This window comes from Microcoleus sp. S13_C3 (assembly GCF_036700905.1).
In the GTDB taxonomy this organism is placed as follows: domain Bacteria; phylum Cyanobacteriota; class Cyanobacteriia; order Cyanobacteriales; family Microcoleaceae; genus Microcoleus.
Map to the genome: position 1 here is coordinate 1 of NZ_JAUBPT010000010.1, position 25,219 is coordinate 25,219.

The 25,219-nt window shown below is 45.1% G+C and carries 16 protein-coding genes; 5 read left to right on the forward strand and 11 right to left on the reverse strand.

The features are described from left to right. Positions 1-189 precede the first annotated feature (189 nt). On the reverse strand, positions 190-1,215 hold the full coding sequence (locus QUA16_RS04655; RefSeq protein WP_333102033.1) for a hypothetical protein: 1,026 nt from the start codon (positions 1,213-1,215) through the stop codon (positions 190-192). 77 nt (positions 1,216-1,292) lie between these two features. Here QUA16_RS04655 and QUA16_RS04660 point away from each other — a divergent pair, with 77 nt between their 5' ends. Then, positions 1,293-2,705 (forward strand): hypothetical protein, encoded by a 1,413-nt coding sequence (locus QUA16_RS04660; RefSeq protein WP_333102031.1) that lies wholly within the window; start codon positions 1,293-1,295, stop codon positions 2,703-2,705. A gap of 371 nt (positions 2,706-3,076) precedes the next feature. On the opposite strand, the gene QUA16_RS04665 is transcribed toward QUA16_RS04660, so the two are convergent. Next, positions 3,077-5,578, reverse strand: a complete 2,502-nt coding sequence (locus QUA16_RS04665; protein ID WP_333102030.1) for a protein kinase domain-containing protein — start codon at positions 5,576-5,578, stop codon at positions 3,077-3,079. Continuing rightward, positions 5,572-6,093 (reverse strand): hypothetical protein, encoded by a 522-nt coding sequence (locus tag QUA16_RS04670; RefSeq protein WP_333102029.1) that lies wholly within the window; start codon positions 6,091-6,093, stop codon positions 5,572-5,574. Before QUA16_RS04670 ends, QUA16_RS04665 begins: the two co-directional genes overlap by 7 nt. Before the next feature lie 610 nt (positions 6,094-6,703). Here QUA16_RS04670 and QUA16_RS04675 point away from each other — a divergent pair. After that, complete coding sequence (locus tag QUA16_RS04675) at positions 6,704-7,948, forward strand: glycosyltransferase family 2 protein (protein ID WP_333102028.1); 1,245 nt, start codon at positions 6,704-6,706, stop codon at positions 7,946-7,948. 168 nt (positions 7,949-8,116) lie between these two features. Further along, positions 8,117-9,691: a M10 family metallopeptidase gene (locus QUA16_RS04680; RefSeq protein ID WP_333102027.1), complete on the forward strand. Its 1,575-nt coding sequence runs from the start codon at positions 8,117-8,119 to the stop codon at positions 9,689-9,691. A 43-nt stretch (positions 9,692-9,734) separates the two neighbouring features. Here QUA16_RS04680 and QUA16_RS04685 read toward each other — a convergent pair whose 3' ends face one another. After that, positions 9,735-12,077 (reverse strand): FdhF/YdeP family oxidoreductase, encoded by a 2,343-nt coding sequence (locus QUA16_RS04685; RefSeq protein WP_333102026.1) that lies wholly within the window; start codon positions 12,075-12,077, stop codon positions 9,735-9,737. Positions 12,078-12,235: 158 nt separating this feature from the next. Between QUA16_RS04685 and QUA16_RS04690 the strand changes: the two genes are divergently transcribed. Continuing rightward, the gene (locus tag QUA16_RS04690) at positions 12,236-12,448 is read left to right on the forward strand and encodes a hypothetical protein (protein ID WP_333102025.1); all 213 of its coding nucleotides are present in this window, start codon (positions 12,236-12,238) and stop codon (positions 12,446-12,448) included. Further along, positions 12,435-12,707 carry a type II toxin-antitoxin system RelE family toxin gene (locus QUA16_RS04695; RefSeq protein ID WP_332980082.1) on the forward strand — a complete coding sequence of 91 codons (273 nt, stop codon included), beginning with the start codon at positions 12,435-12,437 and terminating at the stop codon, positions 12,705-12,707. Before QUA16_RS04690 ends, QUA16_RS04695 begins: the two co-directional genes overlap by 14 nt. 71 nt (positions 12,708-12,778) lie before the next feature. On the opposite strand, the gene QUA16_RS04700 is transcribed toward QUA16_RS04695, so the two are convergent. The 7 genes from QUA16_RS04700 to QUA16_RS04730 form a co-directional block, all read right to left on the reverse strand. Beyond that, complete coding sequence (locus QUA16_RS04700) at positions 12,779-17,965, reverse strand: nSTAND1 domain-containing NTPase (RefSeq protein ID WP_333102023.1); 5,187 nt, start codon at positions 17,963-17,965, stop codon at positions 12,779-12,781. Between the two features lie 531 nt (positions 17,966-18,496). After that, a complete protein-coding gene (locus tag QUA16_RS04705) occupies positions 18,497-18,856 on the reverse strand; it encodes a hypothetical protein (RefSeq protein ID WP_333102022.1) in 360 nt (119 codons plus the stop codon). Positions 18,857-19,504: 648 nt separating this feature from the next. After that, positions 19,505-20,197 carry a response regulator transcription factor gene (locus tag QUA16_RS04710; protein WP_333068795.1) on the reverse strand — a complete coding sequence of 231 codons (693 nt, stop codon included), beginning with the start codon at positions 20,195-20,197 and terminating at the stop codon, positions 19,505-19,507. Between the two features lie 176 nt (positions 20,198-20,373). Further along, the gene (gene map / locus QUA16_RS04715) at positions 20,374-21,201 is read right to left on the reverse strand and encodes a type I methionyl aminopeptidase (protein ID WP_333102021.1); all 828 of its coding nucleotides are present in this window, start codon (positions 21,199-21,201) and stop codon (positions 20,374-20,376) included. Between the two features lie 431 nt (positions 21,202-21,632). After that, positions 21,633-23,702, reverse strand: a complete 2,070-nt coding sequence (locus tag QUA16_RS04720; protein ID WP_333102020.1) for a response regulator — start codon at positions 23,700-23,702, stop codon at positions 21,633-21,635. A gap of 7 nt (positions 23,703-23,709) precedes the next feature. Further along, complete coding sequence (locus tag QUA16_RS04725; RefSeq protein WP_333102019.1) at positions 23,710-24,417, reverse strand: chemotaxis protein CheB; 708 nt, start codon at positions 24,415-24,417, stop codon at positions 23,710-23,712. Continuing rightward, entirely contained in the window at positions 24,389-25,216 is an 828-nt protein-coding gene (locus QUA16_RS04730) for a protein-glutamate O-methyltransferase CheR (protein ID WP_333102017.1), read from the reverse strand. The genes QUA16_RS04725 and QUA16_RS04730 overlap by 29 nt, the downstream gene beginning before the upstream one ends. Positions 25,217-25,219: the final 3 nt, after the last annotated feature.

Genomic DNA, 25,219 nt, shown 5'->3' on the forward strand with positions numbered 1-25,219 from the left:
GACTGTTGACTGTTGACTGTTGACTGTTGACTGTTGACTGTTGACTGTTGACTGTTGACTGTTGACTGTTGACTGTTTTTAGTGGTCAGTGGTTATTTGTTAATTGTTAGTTGTTCGTTCTAATAACCAATAACCAATAACCAATAACTACTAACCAATAACCAGTGACTAATGACTAATAACTAATGACTAATGACTAATGACTGCATCAATATACTGCTGAACTTCCCTGAGTTGCTGCCGCTGGCATTCGATCCAATCTTTTTCCGCCGCTCGCTGTTGGGGCGTCTCTTGCTGATACCGCGCCTGCTTCTCTAAAAAATTATTGTAGAACTTTATCGCTTTTTCAACTGTTTGAATTGCCAGTTTCATGCGCTCCTCGAAAATTGCTAAAATCACATTGTCGAGGATTGACCCAATCACTTTACAGGAATCTTCAAAATCGACCAAACTGATTCCCATCTTGCTTTTATGAACCAGAGTTTCTACAGGTTCTTTCAGCGTTTCTTTAAAACTCTTCATATAAGAATCCGGCAAATATTTCAGTGGCTCCGTAAACTTCGATACAACCTCCCCGCCTATTGATTGTAGTCGCTCTCTAAATTTCGACTGACTGTTTAGGTCGAAGCATTCAATACAAACTTCAATTTTTTCTATATCAATAGATTGTAATTCTTTAAAAATTAAACTTAGTTCATTCTCCATAATTAAAATTACTCGCTCTGCCTGGGCATCCACTTCATTCCGCAACTCTTTATGCAAATTATCTTTTTCAAAAAAACCAATAGTATCTCTTTGAAAGACTTGAGGGTTTTTATCCCACAAAAACCACTGATTTTTTAACTTGGTTGCCTTGTCGCTCCAAGATTTCCGAACTTTAACAACAGCATCATATTTGCCCTGTTTTCCTAAACTGCGAATTCTCACATCGCATCCGCTTAGTTCGCCAATTTGCTCCCAGACATCAACAGGAGATGCTCCAGCAATTCTCGGCTTGCTATTCCAGACATCCTCAGCGTGAGATACATCTTTGAAACATACCTGAAGTAGCCCCTTGAGTCTGATGGCAGATTGCTTAATTTCGTCAATACAAGGTTCCACATCTAAGCTGAGTTGGGTAGCTGACTGTTTAATCTCCACGGATTGATATTCGTCTGCCAACAATCGATCGTTAAACTGGGTAAGAGCCTGGAATACCTTGAGATACTCATTCATTTCCTTTGATGCCTCGTTTCCATAAACAGCATACAATACAAAACATCTGCCTTTTTGAATGGAAACTGAGTCACAACATGGATTATATATTCACCCCTGCAACTCAGGCGCGACTCAATAGTGGCAACCTTGTACAGCCTGCTACCAAAACAGGAAAATTGCTCCCGGTAGCTAGAGATTCGGTGACAGGGGAGTTTGTGGAGCTTGCAAAAATCTTTTATCAATCAACAACTGGAACTAGCTCCTCGCGCGGAGTTCTAGGATTGCTCGCACAGTTAGCTGCAGGTGGCCCCATACAGCCGCTGGTAGCTCCCGTGTACGTGACAGTGGCGCCGTTGCAGGTGGCTCAAACTCATCAGGGGTTTCAAAAAATATACAGAATGCTTAACTGTCTGAAAATTAATTTGGCCGTGATGCAAGCGACTGCTGCTGTCATTGGTATGGGCGAAGCATCGAGCACAGTTTTGTCAGCAGTAAACCTCAACCAAGTATTAAAAATCAGAGAAGAGGCCAAGCACCAGAAGCTAAAAATTAAAGACGGGTTTATCGATCTCAGACACATCCTCAAAGATAGGGGAGTAGAGGTGATCCAGCAGATTTTTCAGGTGGCTCACGACTCTAGTTTTGAAATGCACCGCCAGAAATTGGTTAACGGTTACGATATTTTTTCTAAGGCTGTCAAACGCTGTCAGTCAGCCCTGACAGTGCCAGATTTTAAACTTCGGAATTCTGAAATTAATAGCGGGCGGGATATGCTATTTGAGGCTTTAAAAATTTATGATAATCCTAGTTTGTTAGAGGGGCTGTCTTCGGCTGGACAGCTCAGGCAAATGGAATGTGTTTGGGCGATCGAGCAGGCGATCGGGGTCACGTTTCACTTGCAGCGGGCCTACGATATGGTGAGCGATCGCCTGCTGGAACTCCAATCAAAAATTTGTCAAAATCTTCTAACTGTTGTTAAAGGATGTCAATCTGAAGCCGAACTAGATTTTTTATTTCCCGAAGTTTCTAGGATTCTCGGTCATGATTTAAGTGTAATAGAATTTTGGCAAAATGAGGTTGATTGGATGCAAACTTTGTCTCCCAAAGAGCAGCACCAGTTAGCTAGTTTAGATAAACTCACCGCCGATAGTTTAAAAAGCAGCGTGTACACTACATTCGCGGTATTAGCTGCGGAACCTTCACTTTATGAAACTTTAAAGCAAAAGTCTCACTTTCTCTCCTTGCGCGACCAGCTAACCTTCGCTGTGTCGCCGGAAATCCGCCGGAGATACGAATTTTATGTCAGCCAGCAGGCGATCGCTACTGGCTATCAAGGTTTAGCTGCCTCGAATTGGCAAGAAATATCCGATTTAACTGTCGCTAACCTCTACCACTTTTTTCAAATCCGAGAGGAGTCAACTGACAATTATCCAACTGAGGACGAATTAGAAACGCCTTATTGGTACTTTCCCAAGACCTTACAAAGCGAGCTGAATTACAGCAATTAAATGACCAATGACTAATTATATCATTTACGATCGAGCGATTAAAAGGGCGGGTTTTTGAGATTGTCAATTATTGGCAGATATTTTTCGTGAACCCGCCCCTACTGTATTATATCATGTCCGGTCAATTAACCATGATTCCTGTAGGGGCGGGTTCACCAAGATATTGAATAGAAACGGGAAAATCTGTAAACCCGCCCCGGCCTTTAATCGCGGTCAATCGATCGGACATGATATTAGGGGTAATCGACCGGAATTGATATTACACCAGTTCCTCAACAGGATGGAACTGTAGGGAAGCTCCCAACCATTATGCAGTAAGTCATTCCCATCTAAAATCTAAAATCTAAAATCTAAAATCTAAAATCGGATGATTACCTCAACCACAACTTAATAGTATTGTCTTTAGAACCGCTAGCAATAGTTTTGCCATCGGGACTAAAAGTCACCACATAAACCTCATCGGAATGTCCCGTCAAAGTATTAAGCAATTCTCCGGTAGCAAAATCCCAAATTTTAATAGTTTTATCCTTGCTCCCGCTGGCAATAAACTTCCCGTCCGGGCTGATAGCAACCGAGACAATATCGTCAGAATGTCCCTTGATAGAGCGAATTAAATCTCCTGTTTCGATATTCCAGATTTTAATACTTTCATCGTAGGAACCGCTAACAATTGTCTTGCCATCCGGGCTAATAGCAATTGACCTCACCGGGTCGCCGTGTCCCTCCAGAGTTTTTAGCAAGGCCCCTGTTGCGACATCCACAATTGTAATTTTTTTATCCTTAGAAGCGCTAACCAACCTTTTTCCATCGGGAGTGAAAGCAACAGAATAAACAAAATCTGTATGGTCTGGAAAACTCTGAATCAAACGACCAGTTGCTGCATCCGAAATCTTTGTGGTTTTATCTCCGCTGCCACTAGCCACAAGCTGTCCGTCGGGGCTCAGAGCCACAGACCAAACAGAAGCTGTGTGGTCGAGACTGCGAATCACTTGCCCTGTTTTCAAATCCCACAGCATGACTCGCCAAAAACCGGTGCCAGTCGCCAGTTTCGTACCGTTTGAGTCAAAAGCAACCGACCAAATAGTGGAGGAATCTCCTGGAAAAGTGCGGATCGACTTGCCTGTAGCTAAATCCCAAATTTGGATGGTTTTGTCTTTAGAACCGCTGGCTAACATTAAGCCGTCTGGACTGAAAGCAACAGACCCAACTGCATCTGAATGCTGAGCGAAATTTTTGACTTTGGCGTTCTTCCAACGCAGACCTGCTTGGCACTGTTCTTGTAACTCCTGAGCGAACGAATAGGTGCTGGAAGTGTCGGCAATTGTTGGTATCTGGCTGATGCAGCCTTCATAATTGCTGGCTTTATAAAGAGCTTCAATTTGATTAAGCTGTTGCGATTCTTTCTGGGCTCGCTGCTGCCATTCTTGCCATTTGAGATATCCGTAAATTCCGCCGATCGCAGCTAAGATAGCCGCAATTGTTGCCCCGACCAGATAAGGATTGAATTTGCGAGTTTCTTTGGGGACAAGTGCTGCTGCACTGGAACTCGACAAATCGGTTTTTCCGTTCAGATTTACCTGCGGGGATACCGCCGGACTTGCCTGCAGTTCGAGGTGAGGGGCGCTACTCGCTGGTGGCCCATTGGGGTTGCGGTGTCCCTCCAAAACTGTGGCGATCGCCTTGTACAATTTAGCGAATAAAGATTTAGGAACGACTAATTCTTCGATTTTCGCCGCATCTTCGTCAGTAAGCCCTAAAACTTGCTGCAAGCGTTTTAATTCGTCGCGAGTTTCCAGAGAAAAGGGATATTCTTGCTGCATTGCTTCTTGCAGTGATTGTTCGTAGCGTTCGCCTTTTTCCCTGTATTTCCGGTAAGGGTTCAATACCTCATCTTCGATCGCCTCTGCTTCTTCTGGCAGCAATTCCAAACTGACGCGCAGTTCATCTAATATTCTCCGACCGACGACTGTAATATCACCCCGGCTGCTGCTGCGCCGATCGACTTCTTCGCGATATATTGTCAGCTTGGGAATCCGCGCCCGCGATCGATCGCCAATTTTCCTCAAATCGGCTAAAGCTTCCGCCGCCGACTGGTACCTCTCCCGAAAATCATAGCGCACCATATTGTCTAAAACATCGGCCAGCGCTTGGGAACAGGTGGCTAAATGCCGCCAAACAATTTCGCCTTTATTAGAATTTTTCAAATCCCGCAGTTTCGGCAAATCGTAAGCCGGCAAACCCGTCATTGCTTGGATGCCAATCATTCCCAAAGCGTAGATATCGCTATTGAGTTGGGGGTTGTATTGAAATTGTTCGATCGGCATATATTCCAGCGTGCCAATCCGCACCGTTACCGGCGCTTGTCTTTGAGCGATGTGAATTTCTTTCACCGAGCCAAAGTCGATCAAAACTAACTTGTTGTCGGAATAGCGGCGGATTAAATTTGCCGGTTTAATATCTCGGTGAATTACTCCCTGTCCGTGTACAAACACTAAAATTTCTAACAGTTCCTTCAGCAAAGGAATCATTTTTTCTTCAGTTAGAGGCTTGCCCGGTACAATCTCGGTTGATAGCGAGTGACCTGCCACAAAGGATTCTACTAAGAAAAATTCTTCATTTTCTTCAAAATAAGCGAATAGCTGAGGGATTTGGTCGTGCTGACCGAGCTTTTCTAGAACTTCTGCTTCTTTTTGAAAAAGACGGCGCGTAGTATTAATTAATTTCGGTTCGGTGGTACCGGGACGCAGGTGCTTGACAAAGCACTGCGGTTCTCCGGGACGGCGAATATCTTTGGCCAGATAGGTTTGCCCAAATTCTCCTGTTTCTATGACTTCAATGATTTGATAGCGTCCATCTAAAAGTTGGCTCACCATGATAATAACGCAGCCTTTTTTTGGTTGATTTTCGCAAGAAACAGTTGCACTGTTGAGTCAGTTGTATAGCCTTTTTCAGGTAAATTAGGTGTTCCTGGGCATTGGGAAAACTGGGCATTGGGCATTGGCAAAACAGGGCATTGGGTATTCGGAATAGTTGTTTCTTTCCTTCTTCTTCCTTTCCTTCTTCCGACTTCCATCGGACTTCTTCCCTCGGACTTCTTTCCTTCTGACTTCTGACTTCTGACTTCTGACTGAGATATTGCACCATTCTCAATTACTTGTTTAGGAACAGGCAAGATGCCTGTTCCACAAGAAAACTCACTCTTTGTGGAACGGGCATGTTGCCCGTTCTTGACAATGGTGCAACATCTCAGTTCTAACTGAGATATTGCACCATTCTCAATTACTTGTTTAGGAACAGGCAAGATGCCTGTTCCACAAGAAAAATCATTCTTTGTGGAACGGGCATCTTGCCCGTTCTTGACAATGGTGTAACATCTCAGTTCGGACATACTTTATTTTTTCAACATCTGCAAAGCTTGATATCCCAAAAAGAAAAAACCCAAAGCGCCGAGTACCGCTATCGTGTTCGCAAACACATCGACTGTAAAAAATTCGCCCATTGCAATATCCTCTGAAAACTGATATCTATCCTCGGCTTTTCGGTCGCTGTCTGGGTGAGGGGTCTTGCCCCTCGGTGCGGGCGAGCCGAAAGATGCTCACAAATTATAGCAAAGGAGGTGGTCAATCGATTTGAGATTTGAGATTTTAGATTTGAGATTGAAGCATTGACTTGCGCGAGATGAATCCGGGGGCTTGTATCCTGGATGCTTTCGGTCAATCGGTTTTAGATTTGAGATTTTAGATTTGAGATTGAAGCATTGACTTGCGCGAGATGAATCCGGGGGCTTGTATCCTGGATGCTTTCGGTCAATCGATTTTAGATTTTAGATTTTAGATTTGAGATTGAAGCATTGACTTGCGCGAGATGAATCCGGGGGCTTGTATCCTGGATGCTTTCGGTCAAAATAACTTTTCGGGCGATCGACTAGCTTTTTGTTTTAATATTTTTTAATATTTAGGGAGACAAATCCTGTACCGAAATTTTGAGGTCAGTTCGCTTTGATATTGTTAACCCTGCTAATTTTTTCTCTGATTGTAAGTAGAGCTTACACTAAGAATTTGCGCCGATCGGTCAAAAATGCGCCTCGAACCGACAGAAGTTCCGCCAGGCCCTCACCGGACTCCGCCGCACAGTTCCCTAAAGTTTCGGTAATCGTACCAGCATACAACGAGGCAGAGAATATTCGGGATTGCGCGATCGCCATTTTGGAGAGTACATCGCTGTCTGTGGACAACTTAGAGGTTTTAATTGTAGACGATCGCTCGACAGACGACACCAAGGCGATCGGGCAAACCCTGCAACAGCATCTCAACGACCCCCGGCTTAAAATATTAGCAGGTCAGCCGCGACCAACCAACCAATATTGGGCGGGCAAAAACTGGGCCTGCGCCCAAGCTGTGCAAATAGCAACCGGAGACTTCTTCTTATTTATCGATGCCGACGTGCGACTCAAACCAGGGGCGATCGAAACCGCTATCGCCACAGCCGAAACCGAGAAAATAGACTTGTTCACCTGTATGCCAGCGCTGGTTTGTGAGTGTTTTGCCGAGTGGTTAGTGCAGCCGATAATGTTCAATCACTTAGCAGTTTGCTTCGACTTCACCGCCGTCAACGATCCCTCGAAAACAGACAGTGCTTTTGCGGGTGGCCCGTTCATGTTATTTAGGCGATCGGGCTACGAAAAAATCGGGGGTCACGAAGCAGTTGCAAGCGAAATTGTGGAAGATGTGGAATTAGCTAGACGCATCAAACGTGCGAGTTTAAAGCTCGGACTTTATTCCGGTTCAAATTTGGCATCCGTGCGGATGTATCGGTCTTGGAACGCATTGTGGGAAGGCTGGACAAAGAATTTGTATCTCGGCGCTAACCGCAGTTGGGGCATGATGGTTTACATGGCTGCAATTATGTTTTTTCTTTATCCGATGCCGTGGTTGGCATTAGCTATTTTGCTGGCAAACGGGGACTTCGCAGAAATTCTCACAATCACCAATTACCAATTACCAATTACCAATTACCAATTGCCAATTACCTGGCTAACTATCTGTTTATCCGTAATCGTAATTTGGCAGCATTACACTTTGCGCCGCTTGGGTGCCGAGATTTCTGAATGTCCGACGAAATACTGGTGGTTGGGAGGTTTCGGAGGTGCGTTCGTGGCGGCGATGGCGATCGCCTCTGCGATTAAAACAGAAACCGGCTGGGGATGGACTTGGCGGGGTAGAGCTTTGCAAATTAAGAGTTAATAGCAGCAAGCTCAAATCATTCGTGACAACCGATCGTTTGTTGGTAACATTTATTGATAAATATGATTTTTATGAAGTCAAAGTCATGAATTTTATGAGTTGACTTTCATATCTGTTTATTTAATAATATTAATCAACATCCTCTTGCCTCCAATTGGAAGGAACCTCATGTCTGTTTACACTCTGAGTGATTTAAGTAATCACAATTCAGATTTGTTGCAAGGTGCTTCAAAACATAGCTGCCCGATCTGTAGCAGCCGCGCTCAAACCTCAGATTCGGGCGCCGAACGATCGGCCGCTCAAGCTTCCGCCTTCAGCAACTCTAACGATATCGATGCTCTGCTGGCAAGAAGTAGAGCAAACCCCGGACAGCCAGCCAAATGGAACGTCGCTCCCGGCGGCACCATCACCTACAGTTTTGTGACTGCTGACAGCGCGGCCAGTTATTTTCCATCTAGAGGCGAAACCAATATTGAGGAAGTTAACGATCAGATCAAACAGAATGTCCGCCAAATCTTGCGGGACAATTATGCCACAGTCTTGCCACTCAACTTTGTAGAAGTTCCAGACTCGGCCCAAAGCAACATCAGAATTATGTTTTCTGACGGGCCGGGTGCTGACGGCTATGCCTACAGTGGTTATCCGGGTCAGTTGGGCGCGGTCGCCATCCACCTCCAAAAGCTCAATGAAAACGATCCGGAAACAGCTTTTTCCGCAGGCCCCGGCAGTTACGGCCACTTTACTTTAATTCACGAAATCGCTCACGTGATGGGTTTGAAGCACCCCGGCAACTACAACGGCTCCAGCAGCGGCTTAACAGGAAACCCCGGAGACCCTCCGTATCTTCCGTTTGACAAGGACAATACGAGAAATACGATCATGTCCTACAACGCCGCATATAGAAGATTTAACGATCCCAACGCCGAAAATCCCCGGAGTTTGATGGCTTATGACATCCGGGCTTTGCAGTATCTTTACGGCGCACGCAGCGACTTTAACGGTGACAATAATGTTTACAAATTCGACAGCACTAATTTCAATACGGTTCAAACTATCTGGGACGGCGGTGGCAGTGATACTTTGGACTTTTCGGCACTGCCGGCCAACAACGTTTATTCTTTGGACATGAATCAGGGTAAGCCACTGACGACAAAGAGCGCTTTGGGAGATCTGGGCTACTATTTAGAACCTTCGCAGGTGGCGCTAGGTGCCGATCTCGATCGCATTTATACAACTGAAACCTTCGGCACGTACATTGCTTTTGGCGCGAATATCGAAAATCTGGTGGGTTCGCCCGGGAATGACCAGGTACTTGGAAATGAATTACCTAACAGTATTCTAGGCAGTGCGGGGATCGACACGATTAGTGGGGGGCGGCAAAGCGATACTTTGGACGGTGGCGAAGGCGGTGACTATATTTACGGCGACAAAGGCATGGACTTGTTAATTGGCGGGGGCGGGGGGGATGTGCTGCGGGGCGGTCGGGCAAACGATACTATTATCACCGGTGTCGGTGTCGATGGCATTGTGTTGGAGCCGGATGGGGGTACGGATACGATTGTTGATTTTGCTCCTGGTGTGGATTGGTTAGTGTTAGTTGATGGTTTGACATTCGAGCAACTGTCGATCGTACCTTCAGGCAACGATACTGAAATTCGGATCGGCAGCACCGGACAAGTCTTGGCGCTGTTACCGGGAATGGCGTTAAGTTCGATCGGGGAATCTGATTTTTTAGTTGTTTAAAGTGATAGAAACGGAGGACACGGTAATGCCGTTTCCACTCTGATTACGCTTGTGCATAAACAAAAGCAGGTACGCGCTTGTAAGCAGGCGTGCCAGATCGCTTTTCAATCTCCGGGTGAAAAATCACATTAACTTCAGGATAAAACATCAAAGCAGCACCCTCGCGAACCGCCCCGTAAATCACCTCGACATTTTCCATTTTTCCCACATTTCCCTGCACCGTAACCCGCTGATGTTCATGCAAACCAGCACTTTCTGCATCCGCACGATTCATCAAAATGCAGTTGCGGTGCGGCATTCCCCGGTATTTGTCATCAATTTTGTAAACCACAGTATTGTGCTGAGAATAGCTGCGTCCCGTCATCAATGCCACAACAATACCCTGTGTTGATTCCGATACTCCAAACTCTTTCGCTTCCGGTAATTTCAGCTTAGGTAAAGGCGTGACAAACATCTGCGCTTTCCCCGACTCAGTAGGGAATTTAGGTTCTGTAAAAATGCGACCGCCGATCGTGAATTCCTCTTTTGTTTCATCAATTGTCGCCATCTTTTCATAGCCCGGAATAGTTTTAGCAATCAATTGGCGAACGTATTTTGTGTCTTGAAGTCTGCGCCAATCAACAGGGAAATCGCCGTGAATGCGGCTGGCTAATTCTGTCAAAAAATAAACTTCAGGAATCAAATCCGAATTCTGGAGATGAGTTTCGCCCTCATCATTTAAACGCACAAAGTTATTCCCAGATTCCACGGTTGTTTTGTGAGGGTTTTCAAAGCGATTCAGCACGGGAATCACAATTGTATTGTGCTTGGCCAATCCGTGAAAATGCCCTAAATTCGGTTTGGTTGCGAGGTATATAACTGTTTCAACATTGCTTAAAGCCTGTTTTGCCTGCGTTGAATCGGGATTTGCCCCATACAAGTTGCCACCCAGACATATCAGCGTATCGACTTTGCCTGCATCTGCTGCTTCAATGAGCGATCGAGTGTCGTAGCCCTTAACAGGACTGAGGGGACGATTCAATAACTTTTCTAAAGCTTGTTGAATTTCTTTTTTCAGCTTCACAGTGACGCCCATAGAGCCGAATCCTTGGACGTTTGAGTGTCCTCTCACGGGCATTAATCCAGCACCTTCTTTGCCGACATTTCCTGTCATTAAGGCAGTATTGGCGATGCTAAAAACGTTATCTACACCGTTATCGTGTTGGGTAATTCCCATCGCCCAACCGAATACAACTCGCTGTGAAGTGCCGATAATTTTGGCTGCTGCCTCAATTTCTGTTTGGGAAACTCCGCAGGTTTTAGTAATAGTTTCCCAAGAGGTTTCGCGGGCGTGCTGGACTACTGCTTCCCAGCGTTCTGTATAGGCTTGTAAGTATTTTTCGTCCAGCAACTTTTGTTCGATTAGAGACTTTTGAATGCCGACAAATAGCGCCGTATCGCTGCCGGGAATTGGTTGCAAGTATAGCGAGGAAATATCGGAACCGGGGATGAGCGACTTGACAGGAAATGCGGGAGAACCAAACTTGACTAACCCGATTTCCATCACCGGATTGATTACAATTATTTTACCGCATTTGTCGCGAATTTTAATCAATTCGTTCATCAAACGGGGATGGTTGTAGGAAGAATTGCTGCCCGCGAGTACGACGCAATCTGCTTCCTTCAAGTTTTCTAGACTCACTAAGGAGGTGCGGGTGGCAAACATCTCGCTTAACCCGATTGTCGAGGGAGCGTGGCAGAGATCGGAACAATCTGCTAAGTTATTGGAACCCATCGCCCGCATCATCAATTGCAGCAGAAAAGCCGCTTCGTTGGAAGAGCGACCGGAACTGTAAGATGCCACTCGTTCGGGGGTTTTGCGAAAGGCTGCTTCGGCAATTTGATAAACTTCTTGCCAAGAAATGCGATCGTAATGAGAGGAACCAGCCCGCAAAATCATCGGAAAACTCAGCCTTCCCAGCCTATCGGCTTCCATTGAAGTTAATTGCTGAAGTTGTGCAATACTCTGCTGTTCAAAAAATTGAGTTGAGATAGCCGGCTTGATTTCAGCGGAGATTGCTTCGACGCTTTTCATGCAGCGCTGAAGTTTTTCGCCCTCTTCATTTGTAAAACCTCCTTTCTGCCCGCCAGTGCCCCAAGAACAGGACAAACAAGCGCTTTTATGCAGCAAAGTTTTCCAAAGTTTCGGCCCTTCAGGGGACAATGTATGTTCTGCCCAATATTCTATTACGGACAAACCGCCACCTATCTCTGGTGTTTCCTCGTTTGTCTCGTTGAATGGCGGGATTGGTTGGACATTTTGGGAGTTGACATCCATGTGGTTTACCTCGGGTTTTGATGGCTGGTTAATTCGGTGGGTAATTGCCAAAAAGGTTAAGCTTGTCACTCGAATTTTAGCGCAATTTTACTGCCAACACAATTAGCCAGTAGATAGATTTGTTTAACCTATCGGTTGAGCAACTCGACAGGCAGACGCGATGGCCTCTTGACAAAAAAAATGTATCTATTATAATAATTTATATACTCAGATATAAACACTACAAAATGCTAGAACTACATAAAAGTTATGTAATCGACGAAAATCAGCAGCCGATTGCTGTTCAAATCCCCCTTGAACAATTTGAGAAAATCGAGGAGATTTTGGAAAACTATGGTCTGGCTAAACTTATAGAAGAAACTGAAGGTGATGAGATATTATCAAAAGAACAAGCACTAAAGTATTATAACTCAATCAAACAAAATAATGTGGCAAGTTGAATATACAAATCGGTTCCTCAAAGAACTAGCTGCTTTACCTGCTGAAATTAGAAGTAGGATAGAACCTATAGTTTTTCAATTCTTAGAATCAGACAATCCCTTTGCATTAGGATATCTGGAAAAAATGAAAGGTTATCCAGATAAATATAAAATTCGTGTTGGTGACTACCGTATTGGACTCACAGTTGATGCACCGACAAAAACTTTAATTTGTCAGCGAGTAGCGCACCGCCGAGACATATACAGAATTTTTCCATAAAATTATGTTGATGAGAATTAGCAAAATATAATTATGTAGGGTGTGCGGCCCGCAACTTACCGCTGTCAATTTCACCGCTTCCCCTTATTTAATGCCTGCTTCCCAAATCCAAGACAAAGTAGTCGATCGCCCTCAGCAACATTCTGGTCATTCTGCAAATAATCTCCCAACCACTCGCAACTCCGAGCAATAATATTATTTAGTTCCAAATTCTCCACAGGCCACAGAATTACACTTCTATCCCTGCTAGCAAAAGCCAGAGTTTTGCTGTCCGAACTAAAAGTAACGCTCAACACCCGATCGCTCGATTCCAAAGTCTTAGATAGCAGCGCCTTCTTGCCGTCAAAATCCCACAGTTTAACAGTATTTCCCCCACTCGCCGCCGCAATCAACTTGCCGTCGGGACTAAAACTCACGCTTTCTACAGTATCGCTGTGGTCGAGTTTTTCAGTTAAATTGGCAACCTTTCCATCAAACTCCCACAAGTAAACTTTTTTGTCAGCGCAAGCAGCAGCAATAGTCTTACCGTCGGGACTAAAACTCACATTTTTAACGCTGTCCTCGTGGTCGAGAGTTTTCAGAATCTTCGCCGACGAACCGTTAAATTGCCAGAGGTAAACTCTCTTTTCTCCGGTAATTTCAAAAGCCTTTTTCTTTCCGCTTGCCTTGTCCTCAGCAGCGGTAGCAGTAGCAATAGTTTTGCCGTCGGGACTGAAGCTAACACTAATTACGGGATTGCTGTGATCTAGTTTTGCCAACAAAGTTGCTTTAGAACCGTTCCAGCGCCAGAGGTACAATTTGCGATCGGCACTTGCGGCGGCAATTATCTTTCCGTCTGGACTAAAACTCACGCTTTTAACAATGCCACTGTGGCTGAGAGTATCTAACAGTTGACCGTTTAAATTCCAGACTTTCACGGTTTTGTCATCGCTGGCAGAAGCAACAGTTTTATCATCAGGCGAAATGCTCACCCAGGTAACAGAATCTTTGTGACCTTCTAAGGTTTTGAATAAACTGCCGTCATCCCGCCAAAGTCTCACTGTTTTGTCCCCGCTAGCAGAGGCAATTGTTTTGCTGTCACGACTAAAACTAACTTTGTAAACCCAGTCTCCATGTCCCGATAAAATCTTATTCAGCGGAGTGCTGTCCGGTTTCCAAATTTTCACTATTTTGTCCTTACTTGCGGAAGCAATAGTGCCGTCGCCGCTGAAACTTACGGCTCTTACGTCGTCTTGATGTCCTCGAAAAGTGTTGAGCAAAGTGCCGCTGCGACTCCAAATTTTTACCGTATCGTCTGCACTGCCGGTGACAATTTTTTTGCCGTCGCGACTGAAACTCGCGCTGACAACTTCATCGTTGTGTCCTTTGAGAGTTCTGATTTCCTCACCGTTTCTGTTCCAAACTTTGGCTGTGGTGTCGGCACTTGCTGAGACGAGTTCTTGACTGTTTGGACTGAACTTAATGCTGTAAACAATGTCAGAATGTTTGGTTAATGTTTTGGGATTAATTCTAAATTTCTGGGTTTTACTTTCTCTGTTCCAAAGTTTGACAGTTTTGTCAACACTTGCTGAGGCAATTGTTTTGCCGTCGGGACTGAAAGTGACGCCGAGTACCCAGTCTTTGTGTCCGGTTAAGGTTTGCAGCAATTTTTTGTTCGCAAGGTTCCAGATTTTGACGGTGTTGTCGTGACTGGCGGAAGCTAGGGTTTTGCCGTCTGGACTGAAACTGACGCTGGTGACGATATCGCGGTGGCCCGATAAAATGCCGATGGCACTTTTGTCGTTATCTACTTGCCAAATTCTAATTGTGCGATCGGCACAACCAGTAGCGATCGTTTTCCCATCAGGACTAAAACTAACACTCGTCACGCTATCTGGGTGATTGAAAGTTTTTAATAACTTACCTTCTTTGCTCCACAATTTAACAGTTTTGTCAGCACTTGCCGAAGCAACTGAATTGCCGTCGGGACTGACACTAACATCCAAAACAAACTTGCTGTGCTGCTCGAAACGGTTGCGTTCTTGCACCCCGGAAACTGCTTGTCTGAGTCTTTCAGCAATTTGATTTTTAGTCTCCACAGGCAGCGCTGTACTTTTCAGAGAATCGCGACCAATTTTGATACTATTTCTCAACACTCCTAATTGATTTTTTTCATTAGAAAGCACCAAAGCTTCCGACGCCGAATTTAGGGCATCCGTCCGACTTTTTTCTGCTTCTTGCCGCGCGCTTTCTGCTAATTTTGCTTGCTCGAATGCCATCCCCGAAACACCTGCGAGTACAAGCACTCCTAGAACCGCCGCCCGCAATTGCCATCTCCGAGTTTCGTAAAGTTGAGCTTCCGCTTCGTGCTGTTTCTCTCTAGCTTCCGACAGCAAAGCATCTTGCTCTCTGTCTTTGCGAATTTGTTCAATTTCATCTCGGTTAATTTGGTTTTGCTTTCGCAGCTCCTCAAATTCTGCTTTTTGATCTAATTCTTGCTGCTGGCGAATGAAGCTAACTAGATAGTCGTGAACGAGCTGATAAAGCTCTGCAGGCAGTTCCGTCCAGCGAAAAACTAAACCAGATTTTACTAACAGTTCTAAGACTAGATCTAATTTGTCAGCTTCGGCAAATGTCGCTAAATTAGAGGCTAATTCGGCGCGGGTTTTTAGGGGACGTATCTCATCTTCATCTGTGAGCAAATACAATACTCTGCGCGCTGCTACTTCATTCTCTGGACCGCAATCTTTGATGACTTCTTCTAGAAACCTTTCGACTAATTTTTGTTGCGGATTGTTGCCGAGTTCCTGATATTGACTTAAAGTTCTAATGTTCTCTTGTTGCAGTTGAGCGCCGACAAGTTGTAGTTCGATCGGGCGGACTTCTCCCAATTCTCCCGCTAAATCTTTGACTAATTCTTCGATCAGCTCCGGTTCTAAGTAAAACTGCGCTCGCTCAGTTAAAGTGCGAATTACCGATCGCGCATCAAGCAGCGAAAAATTTCCCAAATAAAACAGAATGTTTTTGCTGAGAATGTCCTCTAAAATATCATTATTAACGAATCCGGTCTGGTTTTTGGGTCGGGAAAATTCCAGCAAATAGTGCAGGTAATCTTCCCGCAAGCACAGGACAACTTTTAAGTATTTGATTTTCAAGCATTCCCGCAAAAAATCAAAAAATATTTGTCGTTCCGCTGGCTCTTTCCACACGAAAAAAAACTCTTCAAATTGGTCAAATATCAGAACAGTCACTAAATGTTCGGAATTTCTTTGCAGCTCCTTGATAATGTTTTCGTATTCGATCGCCTGTTGTTCTATGATTAATGCGACTGGCTGTGACTGCTCCTTTTGATCCTCATTATTCCCAGTCGCTCCACCGTGAAATCCCGAAATAAGATTTCCCTTGACTTCGCCTGCTGCTACGGTCAAATCTACCGGAGCAGTTTCTGGTACTGCTTCGGAAATTTCCGGATCGAATATTTCAGCTTTTCCAGCAGATAACTGTCTGGTCAATTCCCGCGGCCAGTTGTTGTAAACTTGCAGCACTACGGGCAAAACAGTCCGCATTTCTATTTTTTTTTGTTGGAGAGCTGGTACTAATCCTCCCGTGACTATTGAACTTTTGCCAACTCCAGACTGACCGTAAATTACTGTCAGTTTGTCGGGGGTATTGTTCATCCTATATATCAAGCGGTTGAGGTCTTGTTCTCTGCCGGAAGCAGTAATTTCGTCAGCAATAGTAGCAGCGTCGGCAACAGTTTCGGCGACGGAATTAACCGCTTCTCTGTGCGGCTGCAACTTTCCGGCTCCAATAAAAGCTCGGAACCGATACGTGTGTTCCACCGCTCGATAATCTTGCTTAATTTGAAATGCTTCGAGATATTCTCCCCGCTGAAAATAGAGCGATCGCAGCATTTCTAAAACCCGCAAATACAGTTGCGGGTTGTAGCACGCTTCGGTTTCCGAGCGAGCAACCTCTAAATGCGCGATCGCCTCCTCCATTTCCCCCAACTGACTCTGCGCCTCTGCTAAAATTAACAGATACAAGCCTAGATGCTGCGACTTTACAGGCGTTCCCTGTCCCGTCCCTTCTAAATTTGAGTTGAGAATGTCTAGAGCCATTAAAGCCCATTCTTTCGCCCCTTGCCAGTTCTTTTGCTCTAAGGCTACTCTAGCCAAAAAGCCGTAATCTTGAGCCAAATTAACTGCTGAATTTTCCATATTTTCATGTAACCTCCGAGCTTTGATAGCTAAATTCCAGAGTGCATCCCAATCTTCTAAATGCTGCAATACTTCGCCAAGTTGATTGATGAATATACCAACGGCATCCGGCCGTCCCGCCCGTTCTAAAACATCAATACATTCCTGAAAATAATTCTTAGCTTCCGTCCAGTAAGGACGGTTGCCGCTGCGGTGTTGTTCTGCTTGGAAGCGGTAGCAAAGACCGATATGGAATAGCAAAATTCCCTCTAACACCGGTGCAGCGTGAACGGTAAATAACAAATCGCTAAATTGTGTTTTTGGCCCAATAAATGCTAGTTGATGCTTCCAAAAAGTGAGACTTTTTTGATACAACTCAAGAGCAGCAGGGATGCGGTGACAAGCATATTCGTGCCTACCGCGAATAAATTGCAAACTCGCTTCAATAGCTGGTTCTAATCTGATATTGCAAGTTTGCAAGTCTTGGCTAGCCGACTCTAATTCACTCAAAGAATTGGCTCCGAGAATGGCAGAATTAGTTAAACGCCAATTGCCACTTTCTAAAATGTTGGAAAAAATGCGATCGGCACTTTTGCCAAGGAAATCCACCAAGTCGTCGGGGCCAATCACAAATTCAACACTTGTCGTCCAAGTTTCGATATCTGTTACTAACCGAATCAGTTTTTTTAAGATTTTGTCTGTCACCCACAGCACCACCGGGAAGGGAAAATTATTCCGAAATTCTTCCCTCACGTAGTTGGTAGAAGTCAGCAGTCGATCGATCGCACTTACCGATTCCAAGCCAAACACCATTAAAGCTGACGGGTGGCTGCAGGAAACTTTGGTTTCTATCGTCGTGTAAAGAGTTTTAACAGATGGCGGGAGGACAATTTCTGGAATCTCGATACCCGACTCCTCCCGCAATTGCCGTGCCGTTTGCTCTCTCATCGCACTGTAATTGCACCGTACCAAAATCAGCGAAAATTGCCCCTGAGACATCGAGAGAGTCCGGGTGAGAGTTTGCAGCGAACTTTTGTTTTGCTGTGCTGCGGTGTCTTGCTGGCAGTGGGAATTAATCATAATTAATATTTGAAAAAGTTTCTGAGGATAGGTGCTGTCAACTGCCGAAAAAAGGAAGTTCGGCAACGGATTTTTTAACGGATGTAACGGATGTAACGGATGTCAGTTCGGCAACGGATTTTTTAACGGATGTAACGGATGTAACGGATGGAAGGAATCGACTGCTGGGGAAAGTGTAATTAAGAACATCCTAACCGTTTTGGCGGTTGCTCTAAGTTTACTTTTACTCCTTTTTACGTTTGCCAATCACAGTGAAGAATCACATGATTAATTTTATTTGTGCCCTTTAGGGCGATTTCCCCTCACTGGGAACTCTCAATTAGTTAAGTTTATTTCAGCCTGCATACTTATTATTTTAGCCGATCGCATTAAAGCATACCCAAAAAAATACATACTCTGTTATTCGCATATTCCCAGCAAAATCAACCGGATTTTACTTAAATCTTGATAATTGCTCAAATTCTACCCAGCCAAAGAGTCTTTGTTTGGGGGGATCCCAGCCATCGCCCAAATCGCGCAAATCCGATTCAGTTATTCGCATATCGCTGAAATCCGGCATTCCTTGCTTGACTGGCCCCTGGCGGCACTGAGATAAACTACCGGGGGCGGCTCATCAATTACAGGTTGAAGATTTTTTGTCATAAATTTACTAATCTCCATATCTAAAGTAGCTGTAAAATCAGGTTCATCCCAATCCTCGCTTTCTTCAATGCTGATTGTTGTTGGTGGCCCAATATCAAAATCTAGCTCATCGCCAAAATCCGAAACTTTCTTAATAGGATCTATTTTCTGACTGGTATCAGTGGCCAAAGCTTGAGTTGTATTGGCTATTAGTACGATCGGCAGTGCTACTATGGCACTTATTGTTTGTCGCGCCGTGATTTTCCTCATGGTATCCTCCTGATATAAACTTAACTTTGGTGCTGCTATACATTCAACTTCTGCGGCTACTTTAGAGCGCTGTCAGTCGATTTTAGATTTTAGGTTTTAGATTTACTCCACAGATGAATCTGAGAGCTTTAACTAGGGTCTAAAATTGTGGGATACTTACCACCCATGTAGTTCGCAAGTATCCGTTTTTCAGCAGATTCATTAATTAATAGTGGCTTGTTTTTCCACAGGATATAACCTTATCTGTGACTCTTCGTGGCAAGTTTGCTTAACGGAGCATATCCGGTCAACTGTTTGCCTTTGTATTTACTACGTGAAAACTCTTAAACAGTCAGGTTTTCCCGTTAAGTAATTCCCCAGCCTTTGCGAGTGTTCATCTCAGACTCAAAGCAAAGTGGGTGAGAAGTTCGCGCGTGCGTAGCTATCCCGTAGGGAATCGCACACCTGTTTTGGCACACCTGTTTTGGCACACCTGTTTTCGCACTCCCGCGCTGCCACCAGCAAGCTGATGTGACATACCACAGCCACCGGATACCTGTCAATACTTATATCTTAACATTTCTAAGTTTTTTCATACTTCTCGTTACCAGGAAGAGCCTGGTAACGCAGCTTGGCGAGGCACAGCCTCCCGCCAAGTCGAGAGGGCTCCTATTTCGTCAAGCCGTGTTCGAGGGCGAAGCGAACCAACTCAGTACGGCTGTTAGTACCCGTCTTGCTAAACAAACGGCTGACGTACTTTTCCACATTACGCACGCTAGTTTCCAAGCGGCGGGCAATTTCCTTATTCATCAAACCTTGAGCAACCAAATCCAAAACACTTTGTTCTCGCGGAGTCAAATCAATTTTAATCGGCGAAGGACTTTGGGCGATCGAACTCCGCCCACTCAGCAAAGACTCAATTCTCGCCATTTGGCTTGTCAAAGCAGCAATATCTGGACTTTCAGGATTTTCGCTTGTCTCCTTAGCAGCCGCGCGGCGGGCTAGCAAATTCGTTACTATTGCTACTAATTCGTCGGGATCGAAGGGCTTAGAAAGATAAGCATCGCAGCCTGCTTGATAGCCTTGAATACGATCGCTCGTCATCCCCTTAGCCGTCAAAAACACCACCGGCAAAGCCTTATAGCGAGGATCTTCCCGCACTTGCTTGAGAAATTGATAACCGTCCACCTGGGGCATCATAATGTCTGAAATCACCAAATCGGGATTGTACTGCTGCAAGAGTTCCCACCCATCCCGAGCATTACTGGCAACCTCAACCGCAAAATCGCTATCTTCCAAATAAGCTTGTACTGCTTCCCGCAAGCCCGGTTCATCATCTACCAATAATAATCGTGCTGACATCTCTGTTACCTTCTTAATAGTGTAAATATTGTAGGTTGGGTTGAGGAACGAAACCCAAATCTTCATTTTAAATAAGGTGTTGGGCGGAGCGAAGCGTAGGGTTCGCCATCGCTCAACCCAACCTACAGAATAAAAACTTGAGCTCAAAACTCACAACTATTGTCTTTTTTTTCCCCTTAAACTTTGGAACGATCGGTCAAAATTTCATAGCCAGTTTCCGTCACCAACACAGTATGCTCAAACTGCGCTGACATAGCATTGTCAACGGTTACAGCAGTCCACTTGTCAGAAAGCGTCCGAGTGTACTTAGAACCGGCATTCAGAATCGGTTCGATCGCCAATGTCATGCCCGCTCGCAATTTCACGTTCGGCATTTCCCGCGTGCGGAAATTGAAAACCGACGGTTCCTCGTGCAAATTTCGCCCGACACCGTGGCCGGTAAACTCCTCAACGATGTTAAAACCGTTGCTTTTGACATGATCTTCGATCGCACCAGCCAGATCGAGCAAATAAGCTCCAGCCTTCACTTGTTCGATGCCTTTGTAGAGAGCTTCTTCTGCGACTCGGATTAATTTGGCCGATTCGGGAGTCACTTCCACAACTGCGATCGTAATGCAAGAATCGCCGTGAAAACCTTGGTAATATGCCCCCGTATCTACCTTGAGAACATCTCCGGCCCGAATTACCTTTTTGGCGCTGGGGATGCCGTGAACAACTTCGTTATTAATGCTAGAGCAAATCGATCCGGGAAAACCGTGATAGCCTTTAAAACTCGGAGTTGCCCCCATAGCACGGATGCGTTTTTCGGCATAAGCATCCAAATCAGCAGTAGTCATTCCCGGTTTCACCATTTGGGAAATTTCTTTGAGTACCGTTGCAACGATTTTCGCTGCCTGCCGCATAATTTCGATTTCGCGTTCCGACTTAATTTCAATGCCTCGACGCTGTTTTTTGACTTGGGGTGCTTGAGTTGGGCTAGAAAGCAGACTGCTAAAAATATTCATGTATTGATTGGCGGGTAATTTTGTACTTTGACGGCAGGTTGAAGCAAAAAAAACGGTAAATATCCAGTTTTTTGTGGAAAAACGGGTGTCTTGTTCCGAACTGTCGATCGCTTGTCCTTTAAGCTAGCTTAATATTTTTCTCACTAATCGGCACGGGATTGGGGGGTCAATCGATTTTAGATTTTAGATTTTAGATTTTAGATTGAAGCATTGACCCCCCGAATAAATTCGGGGGATCCTTTATCGGATACAGGTTTTGTATTTCCCCGGTCCTGAGTCTGCTTTCGGAATGAATCCGGGGGCTTGTATCCTGGATGCTTGATTGTCAACAAAGCGGTTTTAACCGCCGAGTCCGTTGGAAATCACCGATATTGTCAATCAGCCTTCACGGACGGCCTCTCCTGCCCAACCCCTACTCCCCACAAGAAAATTTACTCTTTGTGGAACAGGCATCTTGCCTGTTCTTGAGCATGGTGCAAGATATCTGTTGGAACGGGATTTCCGAGCATTCCTGCGAGGTTAGCAATTGTGGCAATTAACTTATTTATGTCAACTGGTTTAGATAAGTGCATCTGGAAACCCGCTTCCAGCGCTTGCTGGCGCTCTTCCTCTCTCGCGTAGGCTGTCAGGGCGATCGCAGGCATCTTTCCACCCCTGAGCACTTCCATTTCTCTCACCCGCGCCATCAACTCATAGCCGTCTGCTTCCGGCATTCCAATGTCGCTCAGCAGCACATCCGGCCAATAACTCTCCAGTGCAGCTAGAGCCCCGGCCACCGATGATGCCGATCGCACTATAGCTCCTTCGTCCTCAAGTAAAGCAATCAAAAACTCCCGCGTGTCATCGTCATCATCCACCACCAGCAATTGCAAATTAGTCAGAGTGGGGAGAACCTCTGTCGCGTCATTGAGCGGTGACCAATCATCGTCAGCAGCGAGGGCCTTCCTCTGTGCCACAGGTAAAGCCACCGTAAATTTCGCACCCGCGCCCGGATTATTCTCTGCATACACCTTACCGCCGTGCAGTTCCACCAAGTGACGGACGATCGCCAATCCCAGTCCCAAACCCCCGTAAGACCTAGTTGTACTGCTATCAGCTTGGCGGAAGCGATCGAAAACATAAGGCAAAAAATCAGGAGCGATACCAATGCCACTATCAATTATCTGAATTTGAGCCTCATCGCCAACAGACTCTAACCGCACCTGTACTTTACCCTCTTGCGGACTAAACTTAATCGCATTTGACAGCAAATTCCACACAATTTGCTGCAAGCGATCGGGATCGCCGATAACTTCACCTACATTGGGACTGCAGGTTAATTCTAGGACTATTGATTTTTCCTCAGTCAGCGGCTGCAAAGAATCTATTGCCAGCTTGATCGCAGATTCCAACCGAATCGGATGCTTATTTAAATTTAGTTTCCCCCGTAGAATCCGCGAAACATCTAAAATATCTTCAATGAGTTGAGATTGAGATTTAGCATTACGTTCAATTGTTTCTAGGGCTTTCTCTATAGTGTCTTGGTCAAATGTTTTGGTACGAAGCAGCCTAGACCAGCCGAGAATTGCATTTAAAGGAGTACGGAGTTCGTGAGAGAGAATAGCTAGAAATTCATCCTTCATCTGGTTAGCTCTCTCCGCTTCTTGCCGCGCTACTTGTTCGCGGATTAGTCTGCTGCGTTCTTCCTCTGCTTGCTTGCGGTCTGTGACATCTCTAACCGTGCCCACGTGACCGATCAGATTTCCCAAATCCGAAAACATTGGCGACGACTGCACGTGAATCCAACGCACAGTTTCGCTACCAGCTAATCGAAACTCGTTAGAATATTCCTGACTTTCTTTAATCCAAGCTAACCAATCTGCTACTACGCGATCGCGATCTTCTGGATGAACTTCCCGCTGCCAAACCTCTGCCAAACTTTCCTCCAAAGTTAACCCGCAAATCGCTTGACACCGTGGGTTGATGTAAGTACAGCGGCCTTCAACGTCAGCTAAGTAAATTCCCAGTGGTGAACAAGCACACAAAGTGCGAAACCGCTCTTCACTTTTACTTAGTTCACTATTAACCGCAGCTAACTGTGTTGCTTGCTGCTTCACCTCGACTGTTTTTTGGAACAATTCCACAAATACCTGCACCTTCGAGGTCAATATTTCCGGTTCCAAGGGTTTGAAGAGGTAATCCACCGCACCCAGAGAATAACCTTTAAACACGTGGGTGTCATTACTGCTGAATGCTGTGATAAAAATAATCGGAGTCGCTCGCGAGCGATCTCTAGAGCGAATCAATGTTGCTGTCTCAAATCCATCCATTCCCGGCATCTGCACATCAAGCAAAATTACCGCAAAATCTTCATTAAGCAGACATCTCAGAGCCTCCGCGCCCGAATTAGCTTGTACTAGATGATAAGAGGGGCTGTTGAGAATAGCTTCTAGAGCTACCAAATTTTCTGGGCGATCGTCAACTAAAAGGACATTTACTCGATGGGGGGACTGCAGATTCATAATTTTTTTAATCTTTAATTCTTAGCAAATTGACTAAACAGGGAGCGATTTTAGAGAGGGGTAAAATCCAGTCTACTTCAACATTTGCGATCGCCGACGCTGGCATGGTCGGGCATAGAGCCGAAGCCGGTTCCTCCGCAAATGTCAATCCTCCCTCAGCTTTAATTTTTGCCAGCCCTTTAGTGCCATCCGAATTAGCTCCCGTTAAAATTATCCCGATAACTTTCTCCCCAAAGGCATCCGCAGCAGACTCAAACAGCACATCGATTGATGGCCGCGCGTAGGAGACAGGAGCCTCAGTTGATAGTGCAAATTTAGGAGTGCCGCGATTGGGGATTGGGGATTTTGAATTATGGATTGACTCCACTGCCATGCTCCCCCATTCTGTAAACTTGTTTTCATACAGGCTAAACTCCTCCTCAGAGGGCGATTCTATTAGCAAGTGATAGTCAGCGGGAGCCAAGTAAACCCGTCCAGGTGCGATCTCCTCTTTGTCTTGGGCCTCTGTGATTGGGAGAGAGCTTTGCTTTTGTAAAAAATAAGTAAGCTTATTCTGAGAACTCTTATGGCGGTGTTGGACAATAACTACAGGCAAAGGAAAGCTTTGTGGCAAATCTGCCAGCAGCACAGTCAGAGCCTCTAGCCCTCCCAAAGACGTGCCAACAACCACTATTTCAAAAATTTTTTTATTTAACTCTTCGGTAGAGTTTATCACTACTTTCAATGGGTTCATAGTATTTTTCATAAGGTGTAAAAGTCAGAGATTCCTGATGTCCTAGCCCTAAAACTCCAAACATTCCCAGGCTCTCATAAAAAAGCTTGTGTACCCGCTCTTGGAGGTGTGAATTGAAATAAATCATCACATTACGGCATAAAATAACATTAAATTCATTAAAAGAATTATCCGTTGCTAGGTTGTGGTGAGCAAAGACAATATTATCTTTAAGTGAAGAGCGAAAAATCGCATTTTCATAGGCGGCAGTGTAATACTCAGAAAACGCTTTCTTGCCCCCCGCTTGGTGGTATAGTTGCGTATATCCTTGCATTTGTTTCAGCGGAAATATCCCTGTTTTCGCTGTTTTCAAAACTAATTCATTCATGTCCGTAGCGTAAATTCGGCAACGGTCATACAGTCCTTCTTCTTGCAGCAAGATTGCCATAGAATAGACTTCTTCTCCCGTTGAACATCCAGCGTGCCAAATCCGAATAAAAGGATAAGTACGCAGCACCGGCACCACTTTATTTCTGAAACTAATGTAAAAGCTGGGATCGCGAAACATCGCGGTTACATTGACAGAAATGTCCAGCAGCAAACGGTCTAGGTAAGCAGGATTGTGAAGTACCTTTTCCTGAAGTGCAGAGACAGTGGTGAGCCGTTCCGAGCGAATAGTGTTCCAAATACGGCGCTTGAGAGAGGCAAGAGCATAATTGCGAAAATCAAATCCGTAATAGCGAAACATTCCCTCTAGTAGGAGTTGAATTTCGATTGTTTCAAGTTCATGGCTTTCGGACATTTT

Excerpts from the sequence above, each read along its gene's own strand:
- QUA16_RS04670 (WP_333102029.1), bottom strand. The coding sequence starts at position 6,093 with ATGTCCGAACTGAGATGTTACACCATTGTCAAGAACGGGCAAGATGCC.
- QUA16_RS04695 (WP_332980082.1), top strand. The coding sequence starts at position 12,435 with ATGTGGCAAGTTGAATATACAAATCGGTTCCTCAAAGAACTAGCTGCT.
- QUA16_RS04730 (WP_333102017.1), bottom strand. The coding sequence starts at position 25,216 with ATGTCCGAAAGCCATGAACTTGAAACAATCGAAATTCAACTCCTACTA.
- QUA16_RS04680 (WP_333102027.1), top strand. The coding sequence starts at position 8,117 with ATGTCTGTTTACACTCTGAGTGATTTAAGTAATCACAATTCAGATTTG.
- QUA16_RS04690 (WP_333102025.1), top strand. The coding sequence starts at position 12,236 with ATGCTAGAACTACATAAAAGTTATGTAATCGACGAAAATCAGCAGCCG.
- QUA16_RS04660 (WP_333102031.1), top strand. The coding sequence starts at position 1,293 with ATGGATTATATATTCACCCCTGCAACTCAGGCGCGACTCAATAGTGGC.
- QUA16_RS04700 (WP_333102023.1), bottom strand. The coding sequence starts at position 17,965 with ATGATTAATTCCCACTGCCAGCAAGACACCGCAGCACAGCAAAACAAA.
- QUA16_RS04720 (WP_333102020.1), bottom strand. The coding sequence starts at position 23,702 with ATGAATCTGCAGTCCCCCCATCGAGTAAATGTCCTTTTAGTTGACGAT.
- QUA16_RS04705 (WP_333102022.1), bottom strand. The coding sequence starts at position 18,856 with ATGAGGAAAATCACGGCGCGACAAACAATAAGTGCCATAGTAGCACTG.
- QUA16_RS04710 (WP_333068795.1), bottom strand. The coding sequence starts at position 20,197 with ATGTCAGCACGATTATTATTGGTAGATGATGAACCGGGCTTGCGGGAA.
- map (WP_333102021.1), bottom strand. The coding sequence starts at position 21,201 with ATGAATATTTTTAGCAGTCTGCTTTCTAGCCCAACTCAAGCACCCCAA.
- QUA16_RS04655 (WP_333102033.1), bottom strand. The coding sequence starts at position 1,215 with ATGAATGAGTATCTCAAGGTATTCCAGGCTCTTACCCAGTTTAACGAT.
- QUA16_RS04665 (WP_333102030.1), bottom strand. The coding sequence starts at position 5,578 with ATGGTGAGCCAACTTTTAGATGGACGCTATCAAATCATTGAAGTCATA.